Origin of the sequence: Agrococcus sp. KRD186 (assembly GCF_017168255.1) — a bacterium.
Taxonomy (GTDB): Bacteria; Actinomycetota; Actinomycetes; order Actinomycetales; family Microbacteriaceae; genus Agrococcus.
In genome coordinates this window covers 1471480-1491867 of the sequence record NZ_JABFAP010000001.1, presented here as the reverse complement: position 1 = coordinate 1491867, position 20388 = coordinate 1471480, and the positions used below count along the sequence as shown (strand labels likewise).

Here is a 20388-nt window from a genome sequence, read left to right as displayed (position 1 = left end):
GCGCGGCCCGCGCCGAGCGCAGACGGGACGGACCCCGGCCGCCGGCCGGAGCCCATCCGCTCGCCCGTGGCTACCGCGAGGCGGGCCGCAGCGCGCCGCGGAAGAACGCCGCCAGCTCGGCCGTCGCGCCCAGCGGCAGGATGTGCGCCACGTAGTGGTCGGGGCGCACCACGACGACGGCGCCATCGCGCGAGATGCCGCGGATGTCGAAGATGTCGTCGTCCGGCAGCGCCGCGTAGACGTTCTCGAGGTTGACGAGCTCGAACGGTCCCACGATCGGCTTGAACGCATCCGGCACCCGGTTGAGCCAGACGTCGTCGTGCTGCTGCTGGTAGATCGCCCGGATGTCGAACAGCGAGCTCGTGTCGGCACCGGCGGGCGTGTGCACGACGATGGGCGATTCGGGGGCGTTCGCGATCCACTCGGCCCAGTCGGTCATCGCCGATGCCTCGCCCGGAGCTGCCGCGTCGGCGAAGGCGTAGATGCGCCAGCGGCCGTCAGCGGTGTGGAAGTGGCCGATGTGCACGTCGTTCGTGTCAGCAACCTTCGTCGCGCGCGCCGACTTGAAGCGCTTGCCGAGCGGGAAGCCGGTCGCGAGCTCCTGGTGCGCGGTGTCAGCGACGATCATCGACGGCACGTACTCGGTCATGAAGCCGGCCGGGAACTCCATCGTCTGCGTGTAGAAGTCGGCGACCGCCTGCGGGTTCTCGAACTCGCTCGCGGGCTTCGCCATGAGCGTCGACCACTCCTTGTCGAAGTCGATGAGGTTCTGCGCGACCACCTGGCGCTCGAGCGAGTAGGTGTCGAGCAGCGCCTCGTCGGCGCGGCCGTCGAGGACGTGGCCGAGCTTCCAGCCGATGTTCCAGCCGTCCTGCATCGACACGTTCATGCCCTGGCCGGCCTTCGCGCTGTGCGTGTGGCAGGCGTCGCCGGTGATGAACACGCGCGGCGTGCGCGTGCCGCGGTCCTCGGCCAGCACGTCGTCGAAGCGGTCGGTGATGCGGTGCCCGACCTCGTAGATCGAGCTCCAGGCGATGTCCTTCACGTCGAGCGAGTACGGGGCGATGATGTCGTTCGCCTTGCGGATGACCTCTTCCATCGGGGTGCTGCGCACCTTGTGGTCGTCGTCCTCCGCCACCTCGCCGAGGTCGACGTACATGCGGAACAGGTAGCCGCCCTCCCGGGGGATGAGCAGGATGTTGCCGCCCGAGGCCGACTGGATCGCGCACTTCGTGCGGATGTCGGGGAAGTCGGTGTTGGCCAGCACGTCCATGACGCCCCAGGCGTGGTTGGCCGACTGGCCGGCGAGCGTGCAGCCGATCGCGCTGCGCACGCCGCTTCGGGCGCCGTCGGCGCCCACGACGTACTTGGCCCGGATGGTGCGCTCGCCGGTGCGCACGCCGTCGGTGTGTGCGACGGTCGCCTCCACCGGGTACTCGCCCTCGCCGGTGACGGTGAGTCCCTTGAGCTCGTAGCCGTAGTCGGGCGTGAGGCGGCCGGGGGCGAAGGCCGCGGCCTCGGCGAAGTAGTCGAGCACGCGCGCCTGGTTGACGATCAGGTGCGGGAACTCGCTGATGCCGGCGGGGTCGTCCTCGGGGCTCGAGGTGCGGATGATGCGCGAGGGGTCCTCGGGGTCGGGGCCCCAGAAGGCCATCTCGCTGATGCGGTAGGCCTCGGCGATGATGTGGTCGGCGAAGCCGAACGCCTGGAACGTCTCGACGCTGCGAGCCTGGATGCCGTCGGCCTGCCCGATCGCGAGGCGGCCGGGGCGTCGCTCGATGATGCGCACGTTGACATCCGGGAACTGCGCGAGCTGCGCCGCCGTGATCATGCCCGCGGGGCCGGAGCCGACGATCAGCACGTCGACCTCGTCGGGGAGGTCGGCCGGCCGGTCGAGGCCGATGCCTGCAGCGGGCTGCACGCGCGGGTCGGTGGATACGTATCCGTGGTGGTGGAACTGCACGGGGCTTCCTCACTCCTGTGTGAGACGACTGACGTCATCGTCGTGGTGTTCTCTATATGAACACGTGCTTCGATTATTGCTCTCGAGCATACGGGCGTCCTCGCGATGAGACAAGCATCGGCCCCCGTGGCCACATGGCTGCCGCACATCCGCGCCCGAAAGGATGAAGCGGTCTGACGAGAGGAGACACATGCAGTGTCCGAACGACGCGACCACGCTCGTGATGAGCGAGCGCAGCGGCATCGAGATCGACTACTGCCCCGAGTGCCGGGGCATCTGGCTCGACCGGGGCGAGCTCGACAAGTTGATCGAGCGGTCGGCCGAGCAGCCTGCGCCGCAGTGGCAGCAGGCGCAGCCGCAGCCGGGTCCAAACCCGCAGCACGGGGATCAGCAGCGCCCGGCCGGATCGTCCGGCGGGCTGGGCGCCGCGGCCGAGCGGCTGCTCGGCGAGGTGCAGCGGCGCAGCCAGGGGCGCGACGACCGCTACGACGAGCGCCGTGACCCACGGTACGACGACCGGCGCGACGGCCGGTACGACGAGCGCCGCGACCCGCGCTACGACGACCGCCGCCGCAAGGGCAGCTGGCTGGGCGACATCCTCGGGTAGTCGCGCGTCAGCCGAGGAGGCACAGCGCCCGCACGGCGTCGCGCTCGGCGTCACCGCACCCGGCCGTCGCGCGGTGCCATGTCACCGGATGAGGATGGATTCGCATTCCGTCACCAGTCGAGGATCAATTCGGTCGCATCCGCACCGCGTCCTCATCTGGTGACGCCTGCGCCCTGTGGCGTCGTGCCACAGCGCGCCGCCGCGCCGCCGCGTCGGTCGGCGTCGCCGTCCGGAGTGCACTCTCCACAGCGCGGGACCATGCCGGGGCCAGGAATCGAGTCCGTGCGCCAGAGTCCTCGCATGCGTGACATCCAAGTGGACGTGCTCGCCGCCGGCGGCGCAGCGACCCGCAAAGCTCTGCGCGCCCGTGGGCACACGAGCCGTCAGATCCGCGCCGCAGTGGAGCGGGGTGAGGTGCAAGCGGTCGGCCGCAGCTGGGTGATGCCACTCGAAGCCGACGGCGCGATCAAGGCTGCGCTGGCAGCGGGCGGCGTGCTCGGCGGTGCCACGGCGTTGCGCACCTACGGCGTGTGGGTCACCGAGGAGCCGCGGCTGCAGATCGCGACGAGGCCGACCACCGGGGTCGCGGCCACGTCAGCGGGGGACCGCATCTGGGAGTCGTTCGAGGTGGATGACAAGGCGTGGCGCGTCAGCGTCGTCGACGCACTCGCCCAACACGCGCGGCGAGTGGAGCGAGAGCACGCGGTCGCCTCGATCGACAGCGCCTGGCATCGTGGGCTGATCGCCGAGCGCGACCTCGACCCGCTGTTCCGGAAGCTTCCGCAGCGATGCGCGCGGTGGCGCGGGCTGCTCGACCCGAAGGCCGACTCCGGGCTCGAGTCGCTTGTGCGCGTGCCGTGCCTCGACAGGGGCTGGCGGGTCGAGTCGCAGGTGCCGGCGCCTGGCGGTGGTCGCAGCGACCTGCTGCTCGACGGCTGGCTGTACGTCGAGGCGGACGGCGACGAGTGGCATGACAACGAGCGACAGGCGGCGAAGGACCGGCGTCGCAATCGTGCGATCACGGATCAGGGCGACCGGTGGTTGCGGTTCGGCTACGCCGAGGTGGTCCACGAGCCGGATCGCACGATCTCGACCATCGAGCTCGTGATGGCGCAGGGCCGCCCGGGTGTGCGGCTGGCGGGCTGACGCGCGGGCGTCGCGAATTGAGGACGAACACCCGGAGAAGCGGAATCCATCCTCATCCGGCGACGGATCGCGAATCCGTCCTCAGCTCGGGACGGGGTGTGTGAGGCCGCTGAGCGCCGTCTGCCGCGGCGCCGCGGCGGGTCAGCGCTGTCAGCCGAGGAGGCCCAGCGCCCGCACGGCGTCGCGCTCCTCGGCGAGCTCGGCGACGGAGCGGTCGAGCTGTGCGCGCACATCCCGATCGACGTCGAGGCCCTCGACGATCGACCACTCGCCGTGCGCGGTCGTGACGGGGAAGGACGAGACGAGGCCCTCCGGCACGCCGTAGTCGCCGCGCGAGAGCACCGACATCGAGGTCCAGTCATCGGCCGGCGTCCCCAGCATCCAGGAGCGCACGTGGTCGATCGTCGCCGAGGCGGCAGAGGCTGCCGACGAGGCACCGCGGGCCTCGATGATGGCGGCGCCGCGGTTGGCGACGGTCGGCACGAACGTGTCCTTCACCCACGCGCGCTCCACCAGATCCACCGCAGGCTGACCGGCGACCACGGCGTGCGTCACATCGGGCACCTGCGTCGCAGAGTGGTTGCCCCACACGATCATGCGGCGGATGTCGCCCACGGCCGCGCCGGTCTTGGCTGCCAGCTGCGCCAGTGCGCGGTTGTGATCCAGGCGAGTGAGCGCCGAGAAGCGCTCCCGAGGGATGTCGGGCGCGGCCGCCGCTGCGATCAGCGCGTTCGTGTTCGCCGGGTTGCCGGTGACGGTGATGCGGATGTCGGCGCTCGCGTGCTCCTGGATCGCGCGTCCCTGCGAGGCGAAGATGGCACCGTTGGCGGCCAGCAGGTCGCCGCGCTCCATGCCCTTGCTGCGCGGCCGCGCGCCCACGAGCAGCGCGTGATCGGCACCCTCGAAGGCGACCCCCGCATCCGCCGTCGTGTCCACCGCCGCCAGCAGCGGGAAGGCGGCGTCGTGCAGCTCCATCACGACGCCCTCGAGGGCGGGCAGCGCCGGCTCGATCTCGAGGATGCGCAGCCGCACGGGCCGGTCGGGCCCGAGCATGTCGCCGGCGGCGATGCGGAACAGCAGCTGGTAGCCGATCTGGCCGGCGCCGCCGGTGACGGTCACGGTCACGGGGCGGGGTGAGGAGGCGTCCATGCCCCCATCCAACCGCCGCGGGCGCCTCACAGCCAGTGCTTGCGCTTGAACGCCAGATACAGGCCGAGCGCCAGCAGCACCATCAGCAGCAGCGCGAAGGGGTAGCCGAGCAGCCAGTGCAGCTCGGGCATGGTGCGGAAGTTCATGCCGTAGATGCCTGCGATCAGCGTCGGGGCGAAGAGGATCGCGGCCCATGAGGTGACCCGCTTGGTCTGGTCGTTCTGCACCACCTGCTGCTCGGTCATCGCGCGCATCTCATCGTTCTGCCGCTCCGTCACCCGCGCTGCCGCCAGCTGCAGCAGGCCGGTGAGCAGGGTGCGCATGCCGCCCGCCCGCGCAGCGGTGCGACGCGCGTGGTCGTCGACATCGCGCAGGTGCCGGTGCAGCTCGTCGGCGTCGTCGGGCAGCCGGCCGGCGAAGCGCTCGACGATCCCCGCGATGGGCTCTGCCACCCGCTCGAGCGCCAGCACCCGCCGCATCGCCCGGTACACCTCGACCGTCGCCGGGTCGGCGTCGCCGAAGAACGCCGACTCGAGCTCGACGATCTCCTCCCGCAGCTCCTCGGCGAGGTCGGCATGCGCATCGGCGGTGTCGTCGAGCAGCAGGTACAGCAGCGCCGCGGGGGAGCGGGGCACCGATGGCGTGCCCTCGGCGAGCCGCGCGCGCAGCGCCTCGAGCGGGCTCGACCACGAGACCGTGACGGCGCAGCGCTCGGCGATGATCGCGTGCAGCTCCTGCGGCTCGAGCGCGTCACCCCGCCGCTCGAGCCGGTGCACGACGCAGTAGGTGATGCCGTCGTAGGGCTCGAGCTTCGGCCGCTGCCCGCGCTGCAGCACGTCCTCGACGAGCAGGTGGTGCAGCTCGAGCTCGCGCGCGACGGCCAGCAGCTCGTCCTGGCTGGGATCGACGAGCTCGATCCAGGCGAAGCCGTCGTGGCGCGCGGCGGATTCCAGCAGCTCGTCGAACGGCACGCGGCCCGCGACCCTGCCGTCGGCCGTCCAGACGGATGCGTCAGCGATGGCCATGCGCGATCCCTCCGGTGCGGCTCACGCTCGCAATATAGGCCCAGCGGTCCACCTCACGCCCGGCGTTCGCCGAAAGAGGATCGGCGCGGGGTCGCGCGTAGACTTGGCAGACGGGCTGCACTGCCTTCGTCGGTGCTCGGGAGCCCGTCCGTGTTGGGAGAGAACCGTATGGGCAAGACGCTCGCTGAGAAGGTGTGGGACGACCACGTCGTCGTGAAGGGCGAGGACGGCGCGCCCGACCTCATCTACATCGACCTCCACCTCGTGCACGAGGTGACCAGCCCGCAGGCCTTCGACGGGCTCCGCCAGGCGGGCCGCGCCATGCGCCGCACCGACCTCACGGTCGCGACGGAGGATCACAACACCCCGACGCTCGAGATCGACAAGCCCATCCAGGATCCGACCAGCCGCAAGCAGATCGAGACGCTGCGCGAGAATGCCGCCGAGTTCGGCGTGCGCATCCACTCGCTGGGCGACAAGGAGCAGGGCATCGTGCACCTGGTCGGCCCGCAGCTGGGGCTGACCATGCCGGGCGTCACGGTCGTCTGCGGCGACTCGCACACCTCGACGCACGGGGCGTTCGGCGCGATGGCGTTCGGCATCGGCACGAGCGAGGTCGAGCACGTGATGGCGACCCAGACGCTGCCGCTCAAGCCCTTCAAGACGATGGCCATCAACGTCGAGGGCGAGCTGCGCCCGGGCGTGACGGCGAAGGACATCATCCTCGCCGTGATCGCCAAGACCGGCACCGGTGGCGGCGCCGGCTACGTCTTCGAGTACCGCGGCAGCGCCATCCGCGCGCTCTCGGTCGAGGGCCGCATGACGATCTGCAACATGTCGATCGAGGCGGGTGCCCGCGCGGGCATGGTCGCGCCCGACGAGACCACCTTCGCGTACGTGAAGGACAAGCCGCACGCGCCGCAGGGCGCCGACTGGGATGCGGCCGTCGAGTACTGGAAGACGCTGCCCACCGACGACGACGCGGTGTTCGACAACGAGATCTTCATCGACGCGAACGAGCTCGAGCCCTTCGTCACCTGGGGCACGAACCCCGGTCAGGGCGTCTCGCTCTCGGGCGAGGTGCCGGCGCCCGACTCGTTCACCGACCCGACCGACCGCGCCGCCGCCGAACGCGCGCTCGAGTACATGGATCTGCAGCCGGGCACGAAGCTCAAGGACATCCCGGTCGACACGGTGTTCATCGGCTCCTGCACCAACTCGCGCGTCGAGGACCTCACGGCCGCCGCCGAGATCATCCGCGGCAAGCAGAAAGCGGATGGGGTGAAGGTCATGGTCGTGCCGGGCTCGGCACGGGTGCGGCTCGAGGCGGAGGCGCTGGGGCTCGACAAGGTCTTCAAGGACTTCGGCGCCGAGTGGCGCTTCGCGGGCTGCTCGATGTGCCTGGGCATGAACCCCGACCAGCTCGCCCCCGGCGAGCGCTGCGCATCGACCTCGAACCGCAACTTCGAGGGCCGGCAGGGCAAGGGCGGCCGCACCCACCTGGTCTCGCCGCTGGTCGCGGCCGCGACCGCGATCCGCGGCACGCTCTCGAGCCCCTGGGATCTCGAGCAGACGATCGGCGAGGAGGCCTGAGATGGAGAAGATCAGCACGCTGACCGGCACGATCGTGCCGCTGGAGCGCTCGAACGTCGACACCGACCAGATCATCCCCGCGGTGTTCCTCAAGCGCGTCACCAAGACCGGCTACGACGACGCGCTCTTCCACTCGTGGCGGCAGGACCCCGACTTCGTGCTCAACCAGGAGCCGTACAAGCGCGGCGGCGTGCTCGTCGTCGGCCACGACTTCGGCACCGGCTCGAGCCGCGAGCACGCCGTCTGGGCGCTGCGCGACTTCGGCTTCACCGCCGTCCTCGGCCCACGCTTCGGCGAGATCTTCCGCGGCAACGCCGGCAAGCAGGGCCTGCTCGTCGGCCAGATCTCGGAGGAGACGATGGAGGCGCTGTGGGCGGTCGCGAAGGCGAGCCCGGGCGCGGAGATCACCGTCGACCTGGAGGCGCGCACCGCGACCGCCGACGGCGTCAGCCACGACTTCCAGATCGACGACTACACTCGCTGGCGCCTGCTCGAAGGCCTCGATGACATCGCACTGACCCTCCGCGACGAGGCCTCGATCACAGCATTCGAGGCGAAGCGTCCCTCCTGGATGCCGACCACGCAGCCCGTCAGAGAAGGAACGCAGTGAACCTCACCGAGTTCAGCAAGAGCGCGGGTGCCGCCGTCGGCATGAACGTCGACCGCATCACCGTGCGCGGCGGCAAGCCGCTCAAGGGTCGCATCCAGATGAAGGGCGCCAAGAACCTCGTCACCAAGGCGATGGTCGCGGCGCTCCTGGGCGAGGGCCCCTCCGAGCTGCGCAGCGTGCCCGAGATCAGCGACGTGCGCGTCGTGCAGGGCCTGCTCGAGCTGCATGGCGTGACGGTCGAGCGCGACGGCGACACGCTGCGGCTCGACCCCGCGAACGTGCGCACCGCGCACGAGACCTCGATCAACGCGCACGCCGGCTCCAGCCGCATCCCGATCCTGTTCTGCGGGCCGCTGCTGCACCAGCTCGGTGAGGCGTTCATCCCCGACCTGGGCGGCTGCCACATCGGCGACCGGCCGATCGACTTCCACCTCGACGTGCTGCGCAACTTCGGCGCCGTGGTCGAGAAGCTGCCCAGCGGCATCCGCATGACGGCACCGAACGGGCTGCACGGCGCGAAGATCGAGCTGCCCTACCCCTCGGTGGGCGCGACCGAGCAGGTGCTGCTGGGCGCGGTGCGCGCGAAGGGCCGCACCGAGCTCACCAACGCCGCCGTCGAGCCCGAGATCATGGATCTCATCGCGATCCTGCAGAAGATGGGCGCCGAGATCCAGGTCGACACCGACCGCACGATCCGCATCGAGGGCGTCGACAAGCTGGTCGGCTACAGCCACACCGCCCTGTTCGACCGCAACGAGGCCGCCTCCTGGGCGTGCGCGGCGCTCGCGACCGACGGCGACATCTTCCTCGAGGGCGCCCGGCAGCCCGAGATGACGACGTTCCTCAACGTCTTCCGCAAGGCCGGCGGCGCCTTCCAGATCCAGGACGACGGGATCCGCTTCTGGCACCCGGGCGGCGCGCTCAAGCCGGTGGTGGTGGAGACGGATGTGCACCCCGGCTTCATGACCGACTGGCAGCAGCCGCTCGTGGTCGCGCTCGCGAAGGCCGAGGGCATCTCGATCGTGCACGAGACCGTCTACGAGCAGCGCTTCGGGTTCACCGAGGCGCTGGTGGAGATGGGCGCGCGCATCCAGATCCACACCGACTGCCTCGGCAGCCACGCGTGCCGCTTCGGGCAGCGCAACTACGAGCACTCGGCAGTGATCGCCGGCCCGGTCGAGCTGCACGGCGCCGACATCATCGTGCCCGACCTGCGCGGCGGCTTCAGCCATCTGGTGGCGGCGCTCACGGCGACGGGCACCAGCCACATCTCGAACGTCGGCATCATCGCGCGCGGCTACGAGCGCTTCATCGAGAAGCTGGAGACGCTGGGCGCAGACTTCGACGTGGAGGGCTGATGGCGCTGCCCGGGAAGCCGCCGAAGCGCGAGCGCAAGCCGGTCTACGTGGGGCTCGCGGCCGCGATCATCCCTTCGCTGAGCGCGATGGCGAAGCTGCACATCCGCGGGCACGAGCACATCCCGGCGACGGGCGCCTTCGTGCTCTCGCCGAACCATTACAGCGAGATCGACCCGATCGTGATGGCGATCGCGATCTGGAAGTCGGGCAGGGTGCCGCGCTTCATGGCGAAGGCCAGCCTGTTCAAGGTGCCGGTGGTCGGCCGCATCCTGACCGCCGCCGGCCAGATCCCCGTCGAGCGCGCCGGCCGTGCGACCGTCGGCGGCGCACCCATGGAGGCCGCGCGCACGCTGGTGCGCGAGGAGCTGGGCGTGATCATCTACCCGGAGGGCTCGCTCACCCGCGACGCCGATCTGTGGCCGATGCGCGGCAAGACCGGCGCCGTGCGCATGGCGCTCGAGGCGGGCGTGCCGCTCATCCCCGCCGCGCACTGGGGCACCCAGCACCTCATGCCGCGCTACGGGAAGGGCATCCGCCCGTTCCCGCGCAAGCACATCCAGATCCTCTTCGGCCCGCCCCTCGACCTGTCGGAGTTCGAGGGCAGGACCAATCAGCGGTCGATGACCGCCGCCACCGAGCGGCTGATGGCAGCGATCGCCGAGCTGCTCGGCGAGCTGCGCGGCGAGACGCCGCCCGCGCAGCGGCATGACCCCGGCCAGCATGGGCAGACCGAGACGGGACGGTTCGATGGCTGACGCCGTCGTCCTGGGCGCCGGCAGCTGGGGCACGACGTTCGCGAAGGTGCTCGCCGACGGCGGCGCCGACACGGTGCTGTGGGCGCGCCGCCCCGAAGCGGCGAGGGAGATCGACGAGTCCCGCCGCAACACCCGCTACCTGCCCGGCATCACGCTGCCCGCCGGGCTGCACGCGACGAGCGACATCCGCGCGGCCCTGGCCGACGCATCCGCCGTCTTCCTCGCCGTGCCCAGCCAGCAGCTGCGGCAGCTGCTGCGCGACCACGGCGACGCGATCGAGCCCGGCGTGCCGATCGTGACGCTCATGAAGGGCGTCGAGTCGGGCACCCGCCTGCGCATGACCGAGGTGATCGCGCAGGAGCTGCGGGTCGACGCCGCCCGCATCGCCGCGGTCTCCGGCCCGAACCTCGCGCTCGAGATCGCGCAGCAGCAGCCCACCGCCGCCGTGATCTCCTCGAGCAGCGGCGACACCGCGCGCGCGATCGCGAAGCTCGCGCGCAACGACTACTTCCACTCGTTCATCAACGCCGACGTGGTCGGCACCGAGTTCGGCGGCGTGCTCAAGAACCTGGTCGCGCTCGCGATCGGCATCGTCGACGGCGTCGGCTACGGCGAGAACACCAAGGCCTCGATCATCACCCGCGGGCTCGCCGAGATGACCGACTTCGCCGTCGCGCACGGGGCCGAGCGCAAGACGATGCGCGGGCTCGCGGGGCTCGGCGACCTGATCGCCACGTGCGGCTCGCCGCTCTCGCGCAACTTCACCGCCGGTCGGCTGCTCGGCATGGGCTACTCGCGCACCGACGTCATCGCCCGCATGGAGCAGGTCGCCGAGGGGTTGGCGTCGGTCGACCCGGTGGCAGAGCTCGCAGCGGCGAAGGGCGTGCGGATGCCTATCCTCGAGCAGGTGCGGCTCGTGCTCGACGGCGCCATGGACCCGCGCGACATCGCGCCGCACCTGACGACCGACGACGAGCCGATCGAGGAGTGACCGTGCCACAGCACGACGACCGGGTGCCCGGCCCGCCTGACCGCAAGACCCGCGTCGCGCTGCTGTTCGGCGGCCGCTCGAGCGAGCACACCATCTCGTGCGCGACCGCCGGCAGCGTGCTCGAGCACATCGACCGCGAGCGCTACGAGGTGGTGCCGATCGGCATCACCCGCGACGGCCGGCTGGTGCTGCAGGCCGACGACCCCGCACCGCTCGCGCTCGAGCGCATGCCGGAGGTGACCGGCGGGGACGCGGTGCGGCTGCCCGACTCCAGCACCTCGCGCATGCTCACGGCGACGGATGCGTCCGGTCGCGTCCGCGAGCTGGGCGAGATCGACATCGTCTTCCCCATCCTGCACGGCCGCTTCGGCGAGGACGGCACGGTGCAGGGCCAGCTCGACCTCATCGACATGCCCTACGTCGGCAACGGCGTGCTGGCGAGCGCGGTCGCGATGGACAAGCACTTCGCGAAGGCCGTGCTCGAGCACGTCGGCATCCGGGTCGCACCGTGGATGACGGTCTCGCGCGCCGACTGGGCCGCCGACCGTGACGCGGTGCGCGCGCGGCTGGGCGACTTCCCCATGCCGGTGTTCGTGAAGCCCGCCCGCGCCGGCTCCTCGGTCGGCGTCAGCCGGGTCGCGAGCGTGCTCGACTTCGATGCGGCGATGGACCTCGCGCTGGCGGAGGACACCCGGGCGCTGGTCGAGGCGGGCGTGACCGGCCGCGAGATCGAGGTCGGCGTGCTCGGCGGGCACGGCGGTGCTCGAGCGCGCGCCTCGCTGCCGGGCGAGATCGTGCTCGACGAGGGCACCTTCTACGACTTCGACGCCAAGTACCGCGGCCTGCCCACGGCTCGCACCGAATGCCCCGCCGACCTCGACGAGGCGACCATCGAGGCGCTGCAGACCACCGCCATCCACGCCTTCGAGGCGATCGACGGCTCAGGCCTCGCCCGCGTCGACTTCTTCGTCTCGCCCGAGCACGGCATCGTGCTCAACGAGGTGAACACCATGCCCGGCTTCACGTCGATCTCGATGTTCCCGGTGGTGTGGCAGGCGAGCGGCATCGGGTACGGCGAGCTCATCAGCGAGCTCATCGACCTGGGATTGCAGGCGGCGCGATAGCCACCACCCTGCTCACCTTCGGCCACGGGCGCCTCGACGGGGAGGGCCTGCGGACGCTGCTGGCGGGCGCCGGCGTCGAGCTGGTGGTCGACATCCGCCGGTTCCCGGGCAGCCGCGCGAACCCGGCGGCGTCGCGCGACGCGATCGAGCAGGAGCTCGGCACTGGCGGCATCGACTGGCGCTGGGAGGAGCGGCTCGGCGGCCGCCGGCGGCTGACGAAGGAGCAGGACGCGGCCTCGCCCGATGGCTGGTGGCGGGTCGCGGCCTTCCGCGCCTACGCCGAGTGGACCCGCACGCCGGAGTTCGCAGCCGGCCTCGCCGCAGTGCTGGCGGACGCGGGCGAGCGGCGCACGGCGGTCATGTGCTCGGAGGCGGTGTGGTGGCGCTGCCACCGCCGCGTGGTGGCCGATGTCGCGAGCGTGCTGCACGGCGCCGAGGTGCTGCACCTGATGCACGACGGGAGCCTGCGCCCGCACCCGGTCAGCGAGACGGCACGGGTGGTCGGCTCCGGCGTGCAGTGGCCGCCGGATCCGGCATCCGCGTGAGCGCCACCGGTCGCCGCGCTCAGGCGGGCACGAGCCACTCGTGGAGCTCACCGGCGAGCCATGCGCGCAGCATCGCGTTCCAGTGCTCGGTGTCCTCGACGCTCCAGACGTGATGCATGCCGGGGGCGATGCGGGTGTGCGCGCGCGGCTGGACTCGCTGCAGGGTCTCGAGCGAGCGGCGCATGACCGCCGGCTCCTTCTCACCCGCGACCAGCAGCATCCGCCCCCTGTAGTCGGCAAGGTGCTCGGGCACGCCGCCGGCGTACACCTCGGCGAGCATCGCCCGCGCGGTCTCGCGCCGCACCGACAGCCCGTGCTCGACGTAGAGCTCGTGGGAGTCGGCTGGCAGCCCGAAGGCGACGGCCTGGCCCTTCCAGAACCAGCGCTTGTCCCACAGGGCGAGCTGGATGCCCGAGGTGGCCCTGGCGACTCCGCCGACCCGCTCGACCGCGGCGCCGCTCGTGAGCACCGAGGCGGCGAGCTCAGGGTGGCGGGCGGCAAGGTGGAGCGCGACCACGCCGCCGAGCGAGAGCCCGACGACGTCGACCGGGCCGTCGCCGGCAAGGGAGCGGATGCGTGCGGCCGCGTCGTCGGCAGCTGCGGCGAGGCCGGGCCACGGCTCCGCCGTGCGTGCGCCGAAGCCGGGCAGGTGCGGTGTGAGCACGAGACGATCGGTGAGGGCGGGCAGCTGCGGCTCCCACATCCAGTTGGCGACGTTGCCGCCGTGGAGCAGCACGATGGGGCGGTGGCCGATCGGGGAGGATGCGTCGTGCGCTTCGGGGAAGTGCTGGGTCACGGCAGCTGCTCCTCGACGGTGTCGAGCCACTCCAGCTCGGTGCGCACATGGCGCAGGCCGTGGTCGAGCGTGGCGAGCCGCAGGTGCTCGCCGCGGGTGCGTGCCGGGGCGGCCGACGCCTCGATCGTCTCGAGCGCTGCCAGCTGTTCGAGGGCGGCCGCGCGGCGGCGCTCGATCAGGCGACCGACGGCATCGTCGCTCAGGCTCTCGGCGAGGAAGATGCGGGCGATGAACGCATCGCGCTCCGGCTGCCGGTCGAGCTCGGAGTCGAGCCAGGCGACGAGCGCGACGCGACCGGCATCGGTGATGCGGTGCTCCTGACTGTCGGGCGCGGTCGTGCCGGGTACGACGGTGACGCTCGCGAGTCGCTCGTCGACGAGCGCGGCGAGGGTGCGGTAGATCTGGGCCTTGTCGGCGGACCAGAAGTGGTTGACGGTGGTGTCGAACTGCCGCTTGAGGTCGGCGCCCGACATCGGGGCGATGGCCAGCAGGCCGAGGATGATGCGGGAGAGGATCATGCGCTCAGTCGAGCACGGGACTAGGAGACTTGTCAACTAGTCTCGGTCGGCTACCTCGGCGACTGCGTCGGCAGGCCGTTCGGCGAGCTGACGCCCTGGCTGGCCGACGACGCCGAGGCGAACGCGCCTGAGGCCGGCGCGGGCGCGTCAGCGAGCCGAGAAGCGCTCCGTCTGCGAGTCGTCCTGCTCGGGGTCTGCCTGCTCGGGGGCACCCGGGTCCCAGCCCTCCGCCGGGTTCTCCTTCGCATCCTCGCCGACCGTGGGCTGCTCGACGTGCGCGCCGCCGTGCGCGCCGCCGTCGACCACGGAGGCGTCCTGCGCCGCACTGTGGTGCCGGTGCGTCGACTGGGGCTTGTGATCCTTGCTCATCGCCGTCCTCCTCCGGCGCGGCGTCGTCGCCGTGCCACCGCCGACGCTACGCCGACCCTCGCCCCCGCGCCATGGGGCGATCGGTGCGTGCCGCAACTGGCGCGGCACGCCGACGACGAGGGGCGGATGCGTCAGACGCCGACGCTCTGGCGCGCGCGTGCCGCGTCGATGCGCGCGTAGGCGAGCGCCTCGGCGGCTTCGAGCGTCGTGGTGCCGTGGTCGCGGGCGGCCGCGAGCACGCTGCGCACGGTGTCGCCGATGCCGGTCAGGCGCTCGGCGATGGCGGGCCACTCGAGGCCGTGGCCGATGCCCTCGAGGTGGATGACGCCGCCGGCGTTGACGACGAAGTCGGGCGCGTACACGATGCCGCGCTCCTGCAGGCGGGCAGCGCCGGAACGGTCGGCGAGCGGATTGTTCGCCGGGCCGACGACGGCGCGCACCGGCAGGGCGTCGATGGCCTCGTCGGTGAGGATGCCGCCCAGGCCTGCCAGCACGAGCACGTCGGCCTCGGTCGTCAGGGCGCGGTCGGGGGAGATCCACTTGGCGTCGAGCTCGCTGGCGAGCTGCCGCTTGCGGTCGTCGATGTCGGTGATGATCAGTCGGGCGCCCTGGCCGGCGAGCATGCGCGCGAGGCGGCCGCCGACCTGGCCGAGGCCGGAGATGACGAACGAGCGGCCCTCGATCTGCTCGGAGCCGAACGCGGCCTCCAGGGTCGGGGCGATGGCCGAGAAGACGCCCAGCGCCGTGGCACCGGCGGGCTCGCCCGCTCCGCCCTTGTCGGCGGGCAGGCCCACGACGTGCGCGGTGCGCTCGCGCACGACCACCATGTCGTGCTCGGTCGTGCCGACATCCTCGGCGGTGCGGTAGCGGCCGTCCATCAGTTCGACCAGGTCGCCGAGGTCGAGCAGCGCCGCGCGCCTGCGGTCGCTGTCGACGTGCTCGCCCATGGGCAGCGCGATGACTGACTTGCCGCCGCCCGCGTCGAGGCCGGCCGCGGCGTTCTTGAGCGTCATGGCAGCCGAGAGCCGCAGCGCATCCGCCTGTCCGTCCGCCCACGTCGGGTACGTCCACATGCGGCAGCCGCCGAGCGCTGGCCCGAGTGCGCTCGAGTGCAGCGCGACGGTGATGACGAGCCCGCTGCGGGCGCCCTGTGCTGTCAGGACGCGCTCGTGCGTGAACTCCGGGACTGCGCTCATGGTGCTCTCCTCATTGAGTGCATGCGCCGCGTCGTGTGCGGTGCAGCCGATTTCGGGCCGCGGGTCGCGCGGTCACATCGATCTTGGAGCGGATGCGCGACGCGCGCAAGCGGGCGAGCGCGAGTTGCGCGAGGTGCGCAGTGGGGGACGGATCCGCTGCGCGCGAATGCGCAGCTCGACCGCTGCCGCTCAGCGCCGCTCGGCGTCGTCGTCGGAGGCGATGCCCTCGCCCTCGACGACGATCTCCTCGCGCTGCACCGGCACCTGCACGGTCTGCATCTCGGTCACGATGCGCCGGCGCAGGCGCGGGCCGCCCTCGCCCGAGCGCGGACCGGCTGCTGCCGCCGCTCGCTCGTGGTCGCCCGACCGCTGCTCGTGGGCATCGCGCGCCCCGCGCTCGTCCTGCGGCTGGTCATCGATGCGATGCGTCTCGCGGGCGAGATCGTCCGTCGCATCCGGCGAGCGTCGGGGCGGCTCCACCCCGTAGTAGCGGTAGAGCTCGGCCTCCTGCTCGGCGGTCAGGTCGTCGGAGTCCGAGATGCGCGGCGCATCCTTCACGAAGGCCTTGTCGTAGGCGACGACGAACTCGTCGCCGCGCATGCTCGCTCCTGCGACCGGTACGAACGACTCCTGCATGCCGAACAGACCCGTCTGCACGGCGATCCAGGTCGGTTCGTCCGTGCCCTGGAGCACGAACACCTGGCCGACCCTGCCGAGCTTGTGTCCGTCGCTGCCGAAGACCTCTGCGCCGTCCTCGATGGTGCCCTGGAATGTCATTGCTGTCCTCCTTCATCGATGCCCGCTGCTGCGAGCGGTCGGTCATGCGATGCGGAATCCCGCGTCGCCGCGCGGATCGATCTCGTCGGCCTCGACGTGATCGACTCGCGCCGATGGCGGCCCGTGAGCGAGCCATGCGGCCATCTCGTCCACCGCATCCGCGTGCCCCTCGACCTCTGCCTCGACGGTGCCGTCGAAGCGGTTGCGGGCGCTGCCGGTGACGCCCCGGCGTCGTGCCTCGGCGGCCGCAGCCACGCGGAAGCCCACGCCCTGCACGCTGCCGTGCACGACGAAGCGCCGGCGGATGCGGTCGGTCGGCATCGGATTCTCAGCGCTCGGGCTCCTCGGGGTGCGCCTCGCGCGCCTGCCCCTCGCCGGCCGGTCGCCGGTCGCGACCCAGCGCATCCGCTTGCGTCTCGGTCGCAGCCGGATCTGTGCCGGACGACTCGCCGCGCTGCCAGTGCGCCGGCGGGTCCTCCATGGGCGTGCCGTCGCCGTGCACGGGCGCACCCGTCTGCCGGTCGTGCGCGGCCGCGTCGTGGCCCTCGCCGGGCGGGCCCTCGTTGTGCCGGTTGGCGAACGAGCTCGCCGTGCCGCTGTCAGCCGGCGGCCGCTCGTGGTAGACCGGGTCGCCCTGGCGACGGTCGTAGTCCGGGTCGGTCGTGTGCTCTGCAGCCATGATGTTCGCCCCTTTCGCGTCGCGAGGGCCAGCAGCCCCCGTCGCTGTGGAGGTGACGGTACGCGGGCAACCTGAATGCCGCCGGTCGGCTGCCGCGGGTGGGTGCCGTGGGTCAGCGGGTGGCCTCCCGCTGCTCCTCGTCGTCCTCGAGCTCTCGAGTCGAGCGCCTCTCGGGCGCCGCTCGCGACCCCTCGTCGTAGCGGTCGTCGTCGTCGCGGTGCTCGGCGACGTCGGCTGCGGCCGGGTCCTGCCCGCTCGCCGCTCCCTGCTGCCAGTCGGATGGCTCCGTCTCGCTGGCTGTGCCGTCGCCGTGCACGGGCTCGCCGGTCTTCGGGTCGTGCGCGGCGCCCTGGTGACCATGCCCGGGCGGGAACTCGTTGTGGCGTGCCGAGAACGAGCTCGGCGTGCCGCTGCCCGGCGGCACCTCGTAGTGCTCGATGTACTCCTCGCCGCGGCCTTCCCGATCCACCGGATCCGGCGCGTGCTGGTGCCAGCTCATCGTCCCTCCCACCGTCGGGGGTTCTCGCGGCCCACCCTAGGCCCATCGACGTCGCGCCTCCAGCCCTCGTTTCGGGACCCGACCCATCCGTCTGCCGGCCTGCTCCGTCGCCGGTAGGCTGGTCTGTCGTGGCACTCACCATCGGCATCGTCGGTCTCCCCAACGTGGGCAAGTCGACCCTCTTCAACGCTCTCACCAAGAACACCGTGCTCGCGGCGAACTACCCGTTCGCAACGATCGAGCCGAACATCGGGGTGGTCGAGCTGCCGGATGTGCGCCTGACGCGCCTCGCAGAGATCCACGGCTCGCAGCGCATCCTGCCCGCTGCCGTCTCGTTCGTCGACATCGCCGGCATCGTCAAGGGCGCGAGCGAGGGCGAGGGGCTCGGCAACAAGTTCCTCGCGAACATCCGCGAGGCCGACGCGATCGCGCAGGTCGTGCGCGGCTTCGGCGACAGCGACGTGGTGCACGTCGAGGGCACGGTCGACCCGTCCTCCGACATGGAGACCATCAACACCGAGCTGATGCTCGCCGACATGCAGACGCTCGAGAAGGCGATCCCGCGGCTCGAGAAGGAGCTCAAGGGCAAGAAGATCGACGCCTCGGTGCTCGCCGCCGCCGTCGAGGCGAACGAGATCCTGAACTCGGGCCGCACCCTCTCGCAGGCGGGCTTCGACACCGCGCCGATCCGCGAGCTGGGCCTGCTCACCGCGAAGCCCGTGCTGTTCGTGTTCAACGTCGATGAGGATGTGCTGGCGGACGACGCGAAGAAGGCCGAGCTGGCAGCGCTGGTCGCGCCCGCGAAGGCCGTCTTCCTCGACGCGAAGGTCGAGTCGGAGCTCGTCGACCTCGAGCCCGAGGAGGCGCTCGAGCTGCTGCAGTCGCTGGGCCAGGACGAGTCGGGCCTCGACCAGCTCGCCCGCATCGGCTTCGAGACGCTCGGCCTGCAGACCTACCTGACGGCTGGCCCGAAGGAGGCGCGCGCCTGGACGATCCGCAAGGGAGACACGGCCCCGCAGGCGGCGGGCGTCATCCACACCGACTTCGAGCGCGGCTTCATCAAGGCAGAGGTCGTCTCCTTCGCCGACCTCGACGAGCACGGCTCGATGGCCGATGCGAAGGCCGCCGGCCGCGTGCGCATCGAGGGCAAGGACTACGTGATGGCCGACGGCGACGTGGTGGAGTTCCGGTTTAACGTATAGCGTTAATGACGCTCGCCGTTATATACTGGTTCCGTGATCAGATCGTTCGGCGACAAGGAGACCGAACGGCTGTGGCGTCGTGAACGCGTGAGGTCGATTGATCCGAGGATCCATCGAGTCGCATTGCGCAAGCTTCGTCAGGTGGGGTCCGCGGAGTCCATCGAGGACCTCCGTGTCCCACCCGGCAACCGCCTCGAAGCTCTCAAGGGCGACCGTGCCGGGCAGCACAGCATCAGGATCAACGACCAGTGGCGGATCTGCTTCGTGTGGACCGCCGCCGGACCAGAGGAGGTGCAGATCGTTGACTACCACTGACAAGATCGAGCCGATCCACCCGGGCGAGGTGCTCATGGAGGACTTCATCGAGGGCTTCGGCATCACGCAGAACAAGCTCGCCGTATCCATCGGCGTTCCGCCGCGACGGATCAACGAGATCGTGCACGGCAAGCGAGGGATCACCGCAGACACGGCGCTGCGGCTCGCGAAGTACTTCGGCACCTCGGCCGAGTTCTGGATCAACCTGCAGAGCCATTACGAGCTTGACCGCGCCGAGGACGCAGCAGGTGAGCAGATCGCGGCGATCGCGCCGCTGCAGGTCGCGTGACCAGCTGCGTCGTGCAGCGCCCCGGAGGCGTCTGTATCGCCGTCACCGACCTCGGCGGCGACGGCCCTGTCGTCGTGCTGCTGCACGGGCTTGCCGGGAGTTCGCGGGAGTTGCTGCGCACGGCGCGAGCGTTGCAGGATCATCGGGTCCTGATCGTGGACCAGCGAGGGCACGGTGCGAGCACGCGGCTTCCCGATGATCTATCCCGCGACGCGTTCGTCGGCGACGTCGTGGCGGCGATCGAGGAGCTCGCCCCAGGGCGTCGAGCGACGCTCGTCGGGCAGTCGATGGGAGCCCACACTGCTTTTCTCGCAGCAGCAGCGCATCCAGACCTGGTCGAGGGGCTCGTGATGCTCGAAGGTCATGTGTCGGGGAGCGACGATCCGCGCGAGGCTGCTGGTCTCGGCGCGTACTTCGCGTCCTGGCCGGTTCCGTTCCGGGGAGAGGCCGCTGCCCGCGAGTTCCTCGGTGATGACGCGATCGTTGATGCCTGGGTAGCGGATCTCCAGTCGACGGATGATGGGCTCGTCCCGCGTTTCGACTCCGCGGTCATGCAACGCACGATCGAGGCTGTGCATGAACCGCGCTGGGACGAGTGGGAAGCTCTGCAGGTTCCGACGCTCGCGATTTTCGCCAAGCACGGGATGTTCAGCGATGCCGACAAGGACGAGCTGATCCGGCGCAGGCCCGAGACGGTCAGAGTCGATCTCTCCGGCGGCAGCCATGATGCGCACCTCGACGCCTTCGACGAGTGGATCGACGTGCTTCGCCGCTGGTTATCCCGCGATCAGGCCAGCGACTCGCGGACCAGTGTCCGCTGAGGTTGGTAGCTGCGGCGACGTGGTGGAGTTCCGCTTCAACGTGTAGGCGCCCGTGGTCGCG

24 protein-coding genes are annotated in these 20388 nt (G+C 71.1%); 13 read left to right on the top strand and 11 right to left on the bottom strand.

The window, feature by feature from the left end:
* Positions 1-70 precede the first annotated feature (70 nt).
* Positions 71-1963 (bottom strand): FAD-dependent monooxygenase, encoded by a 1893-nt coding sequence (locus tag J1M46_RS07175; RefSeq protein WP_206447190.1) that lies wholly within the window; start codon positions 1961-1963, stop codon positions 71-73.
* A 190-nt stretch (positions 1964-2153) separates the two neighbouring features.
* Here J1M46_RS07175 and J1M46_RS07170 point away from each other — a divergent pair, with 190 nt between their 5' ends.
* Both J1M46_RS07170 and J1M46_RS07165 read left to right on the top strand, forming a co-directional pair.
* Positions 2154-2570: a TFIIB-type zinc ribbon-containing protein gene (locus J1M46_RS07170; RefSeq protein ID WP_206447189.1), complete on the top strand. Its 417-nt coding sequence runs from the start codon at positions 2154-2156 to the stop codon at positions 2568-2570.
* 300 nt (positions 2571-2870) lie between these two features.
* Entirely contained in the window at positions 2871-3716 is an 846-nt protein-coding gene (locus tag J1M46_RS07165; RefSeq protein WP_206447188.1) for an endonuclease domain-containing protein, read from the top strand.
* A gap of 150 nt (positions 3717-3866) precedes the next feature.
* Here J1M46_RS07165 and J1M46_RS07160 read toward each other — a convergent pair whose 3' ends face one another.
* Both J1M46_RS07160 and J1M46_RS07155 read right to left on the bottom strand, forming a co-directional pair.
* Positions 3867-4865, bottom strand: coding sequence for a malate dehydrogenase (locus J1M46_RS07160; RefSeq protein ID WP_206447187.1), 999 nt, complete (start codon positions 4863-4865; stop codon positions 3867-3869).
* Positions 4866-4891: 26 nt separating this feature from the next.
* Positions 4892-5890, bottom strand: coding sequence for a CorA family divalent cation transporter (locus J1M46_RS07155; protein ID WP_206447186.1), 999 nt, complete (start codon positions 5888-5890; stop codon positions 4892-4894).
* 168 nt (positions 5891-6058) lie between these two features.
* Here J1M46_RS07155 and leuC point away from each other — a divergent pair, with 168 nt between their 5' ends.
* The 7 genes from leuC to J1M46_RS07120 are packed head-to-tail and all read left to right on the top strand — an operon-like array spanning position 6059 to position 12866.
* Complete coding sequence (gene leuC, locus J1M46_RS07150; protein ID WP_206447185.1) at positions 6059-7483, top strand: 3-isopropylmalate dehydratase large subunit; 1425 nt, start codon at positions 6059-6061, stop codon at positions 7481-7483.
* A gap of 1 nt (position 7484) precedes the next feature.
* Positions 7485-8093, top strand: a complete 609-nt coding sequence (gene leuD, locus J1M46_RS07145) for a 3-isopropylmalate dehydratase small subunit (RefSeq protein ID WP_206447184.1) — start codon at positions 7485-7487, stop codon at positions 8091-8093.
* Between the two features lie 41 nt (positions 8094-8134).
* On the top strand, positions 8135-9451 hold the full coding sequence (gene murA / locus J1M46_RS07140) for a UDP-N-acetylglucosamine 1-carboxyvinyltransferase (RefSeq protein WP_206448626.1): 1317 nt from the start codon (positions 8135-8137) through the stop codon (positions 9449-9451).
* The gene (locus tag J1M46_RS07135; protein ID WP_206447183.1) at positions 9451-10206 is read left to right on the top strand and encodes a lysophospholipid acyltransferase family protein; all 756 of its coding nucleotides are present in this window, start codon (positions 9451-9453) and stop codon (positions 10204-10206) included. The genes murA and J1M46_RS07135 overlap by 1 nt, the downstream gene beginning before the upstream one ends.
* Entirely contained in the window at positions 10199-11197 is a 999-nt protein-coding gene (locus tag J1M46_RS07130; protein ID WP_241249048.1) for an NAD(P)H-dependent glycerol-3-phosphate dehydrogenase, read from the top strand. Before J1M46_RS07135 ends, J1M46_RS07130 begins: the two co-directional genes overlap by 8 nt.
* Before the next feature lie 2 nt (positions 11198-11199).
* Complete coding sequence (locus J1M46_RS07125; protein ID WP_342384308.1) at positions 11200-12321, top strand: D-alanine--D-alanine ligase family protein; 1122 nt, start codon at positions 11200-11202, stop codon at positions 12319-12321.
* Positions 12303-12866 carry a DUF488 domain-containing protein gene (locus tag J1M46_RS07120; protein ID WP_342384411.1) on the top strand — a complete coding sequence of 188 codons (564 nt, stop codon included), beginning with the start codon at positions 12303-12305 and terminating at the stop codon, positions 12864-12866. Before J1M46_RS07125 ends, J1M46_RS07120 begins: the two co-directional genes overlap by 19 nt.
* Before the next feature lie 19 nt (positions 12867-12885).
* Here J1M46_RS07120 and J1M46_RS07115 read toward each other — a convergent pair whose 3' ends face one another.
* From J1M46_RS07115 to J1M46_RS07080, 8 genes are all read right to left on the bottom strand, one after another.
* Positions 12886-13662, bottom strand: coding sequence for an alpha/beta fold hydrolase (locus tag J1M46_RS07115; RefSeq protein ID WP_206447181.1), 777 nt, complete (start codon positions 13660-13662; stop codon positions 12886-12888).
* On the bottom strand, positions 13659-14180 hold the full coding sequence (locus J1M46_RS07110; protein WP_206447180.1) for a PadR family transcriptional regulator: 522 nt from the start codon (positions 14178-14180) through the stop codon (positions 13659-13661). Before J1M46_RS07110 ends, J1M46_RS07115 begins: the two co-directional genes overlap by 4 nt.
* Before the next feature lie 147 nt (positions 14181-14327).
* A complete protein-coding gene (locus J1M46_RS07105) occupies positions 14328-14549 on the bottom strand; it encodes a hypothetical protein (protein WP_206447179.1) in 222 nt (73 codons plus the stop codon).
* Positions 14550-14680: 131 nt separating this feature from the next.
* The gene (locus J1M46_RS07100; protein WP_206447178.1) at positions 14681-15745 is read right to left on the bottom strand and encodes a Glu/Leu/Phe/Val dehydrogenase dimerization domain-containing protein; all 1065 of its coding nucleotides are present in this window, start codon (positions 15743-15745) and stop codon (positions 14681-14683) included.
* Positions 15746-15934: 189 nt separating this feature from the next.
* Positions 15935-16522: a DUF2382 domain-containing protein gene (locus J1M46_RS07095; protein WP_206447177.1), complete on the bottom strand. Its 588-nt coding sequence runs from the start codon at positions 16520-16522 to the stop codon at positions 15935-15937.
* 42 nt (positions 16523-16564) lie between these two features.
* A complete protein-coding gene (locus J1M46_RS07090) occupies positions 16565-16843 on the bottom strand; it encodes an acylphosphatase (protein WP_206447176.1) in 279 nt (92 codons plus the stop codon).
* Between the two features lie 7 nt (positions 16844-16850).
* The gene (locus J1M46_RS07085; RefSeq protein ID WP_206447175.1) at positions 16851-17201 is read right to left on the bottom strand and encodes a hypothetical protein; all 351 of its coding nucleotides are present in this window, start codon (positions 17199-17201) and stop codon (positions 16851-16853) included.
* Positions 17202-17313: 112 nt separating this feature from the next.
* On the bottom strand, positions 17314-17700 hold the full coding sequence (locus J1M46_RS07080; RefSeq protein ID WP_206447174.1) for a hypothetical protein: 387 nt from the start codon (positions 17698-17700) through the stop codon (positions 17314-17316).
* A gap of 128 nt (positions 17701-17828) precedes the next feature.
* Between J1M46_RS07080 and ychF the strand changes: the two genes are divergently transcribed.
* From ychF to J1M46_RS07060, 4 genes are read left to right on the top strand one after another with little or no spacing between them, the layout of a single operon-like run.
* On the top strand, positions 17829-18902 hold the full coding sequence (gene ychF / locus J1M46_RS07075) for a redox-regulated ATPase YchF (RefSeq protein WP_206447173.1): 1074 nt from the start codon (positions 17829-17831) through the stop codon (positions 18900-18902).
* Between the two features lie 33 nt (positions 18903-18935).
* Entirely contained in the window at positions 18936-19217 is a 282-nt protein-coding gene (locus J1M46_RS07070; RefSeq protein WP_044496366.1) for a type II toxin-antitoxin system RelE/ParE family toxin, read from the top strand.
* Entirely contained in the window at positions 19204-19506 is a 303-nt protein-coding gene (locus J1M46_RS07065) for a HigA family addiction module antitoxin (protein WP_095796343.1), read from the top strand. The genes J1M46_RS07070 and J1M46_RS07065 overlap by 14 nt, the downstream gene beginning before the upstream one ends.
* Complete coding sequence (locus J1M46_RS07060) at positions 19503-20327, top strand: alpha/beta fold hydrolase (protein WP_206447172.1); 825 nt, start codon at positions 19503-19505, stop codon at positions 20325-20327. The genes J1M46_RS07065 and J1M46_RS07060 overlap by 4 nt, the downstream gene beginning before the upstream one ends.
* Positions 20328-20388: the final 61 nt, after the last annotated feature.

Excerpts from the sequence above, each read along its gene's own strand:
- J1M46_RS07165 (WP_206447188.1), top strand. The coding sequence starts at position 2,871 with ATGCGTGACATCCAAGTGGACGTGCTCGCCGCCGGCGGCGCAGCGACC.
- J1M46_RS07100 (WP_206447178.1), bottom strand. The coding sequence starts at position 15,745 with ATGAGCGCAGTCCCGGAGTTCACGCACGAGCGCGTCCTGACAGCACAG.
- J1M46_RS07160 (WP_206447187.1), bottom strand. The coding sequence starts at position 4,865 with ATGGACGCCTCCTCACCCCGCCCCGTGACCGTGACCGTCACCGGCGGC.
- J1M46_RS07105 (WP_206447179.1), bottom strand. The coding sequence starts at position 14,549 with ATGAGCAAGGATCACAAGCCCCAGTCGACGCACCGGCACCACAGTGCG.
- J1M46_RS07085 (WP_206447175.1), bottom strand. The coding sequence starts at position 17,201 with ATGGCTGCAGAGCACACGACCGACCCGGACTACGACCGTCGCCAGGGC.
- J1M46_RS07170 (WP_206447189.1), top strand. The coding sequence starts at position 2,154 with ATGCAGTGTCCGAACGACGCGACCACGCTCGTGATGAGCGAGCGCAGC.
- J1M46_RS07135 (WP_206447183.1), top strand. The coding sequence starts at position 9,451 with ATGGCGCTGCCCGGGAAGCCGCCGAAGCGCGAGCGCAAGCCGGTCTAC.
- leuD (WP_206447184.1), top strand. The coding sequence starts at position 7,485 with ATGGAGAAGATCAGCACGCTGACCGGCACGATCGTGCCGCTGGAGCGC.
- J1M46_RS07110 (WP_206447180.1), bottom strand. The coding sequence starts at position 14,180 with ATGATCCTCTCCCGCATCATCCTCGGCCTGCTGGCCATCGCCCCGATG.
- murA (WP_206448626.1), top strand. The coding sequence starts at position 8,135 with ATGAACGTCGACCGCATCACCGTGCGCGGCGGCAAGCCGCTCAAGGGT.
- J1M46_RS07090 (WP_206447176.1), bottom strand. The coding sequence starts at position 16,843 with ATGCCGACCGACCGCATCCGCCGGCGCTTCGTCGTGCACGGCAGCGTG.
- J1M46_RS07130 (WP_241249048.1), top strand. The coding sequence starts at position 10,199 with ATGGCTGACGCCGTCGTCCTGGGCGCCGGCAGCTGGGGCACGACGTTC.
- J1M46_RS07155 (WP_206447186.1), bottom strand. The coding sequence starts at position 5,890 with ATGGCCATCGCTGACGCATCCGTCTGGACGGCCGACGGCAGGGTCGCG.
- leuC (WP_206447185.1), top strand. The coding sequence starts at position 6,059 with ATGGGCAAGACGCTCGCTGAGAAGGTGTGGGACGACCACGTCGTCGTG.
- J1M46_RS07095 (WP_206447177.1), bottom strand. The coding sequence starts at position 16,522 with ATGACATTCCAGGGCACCATCGAGGACGGCGCAGAGGTCTTCGGCAGC.
- J1M46_RS07080 (WP_206447174.1), bottom strand. The coding sequence starts at position 17,700 with ATGAGCTGGCACCAGCACGCGCCGGATCCGGTGGATCGGGAAGGCCGC.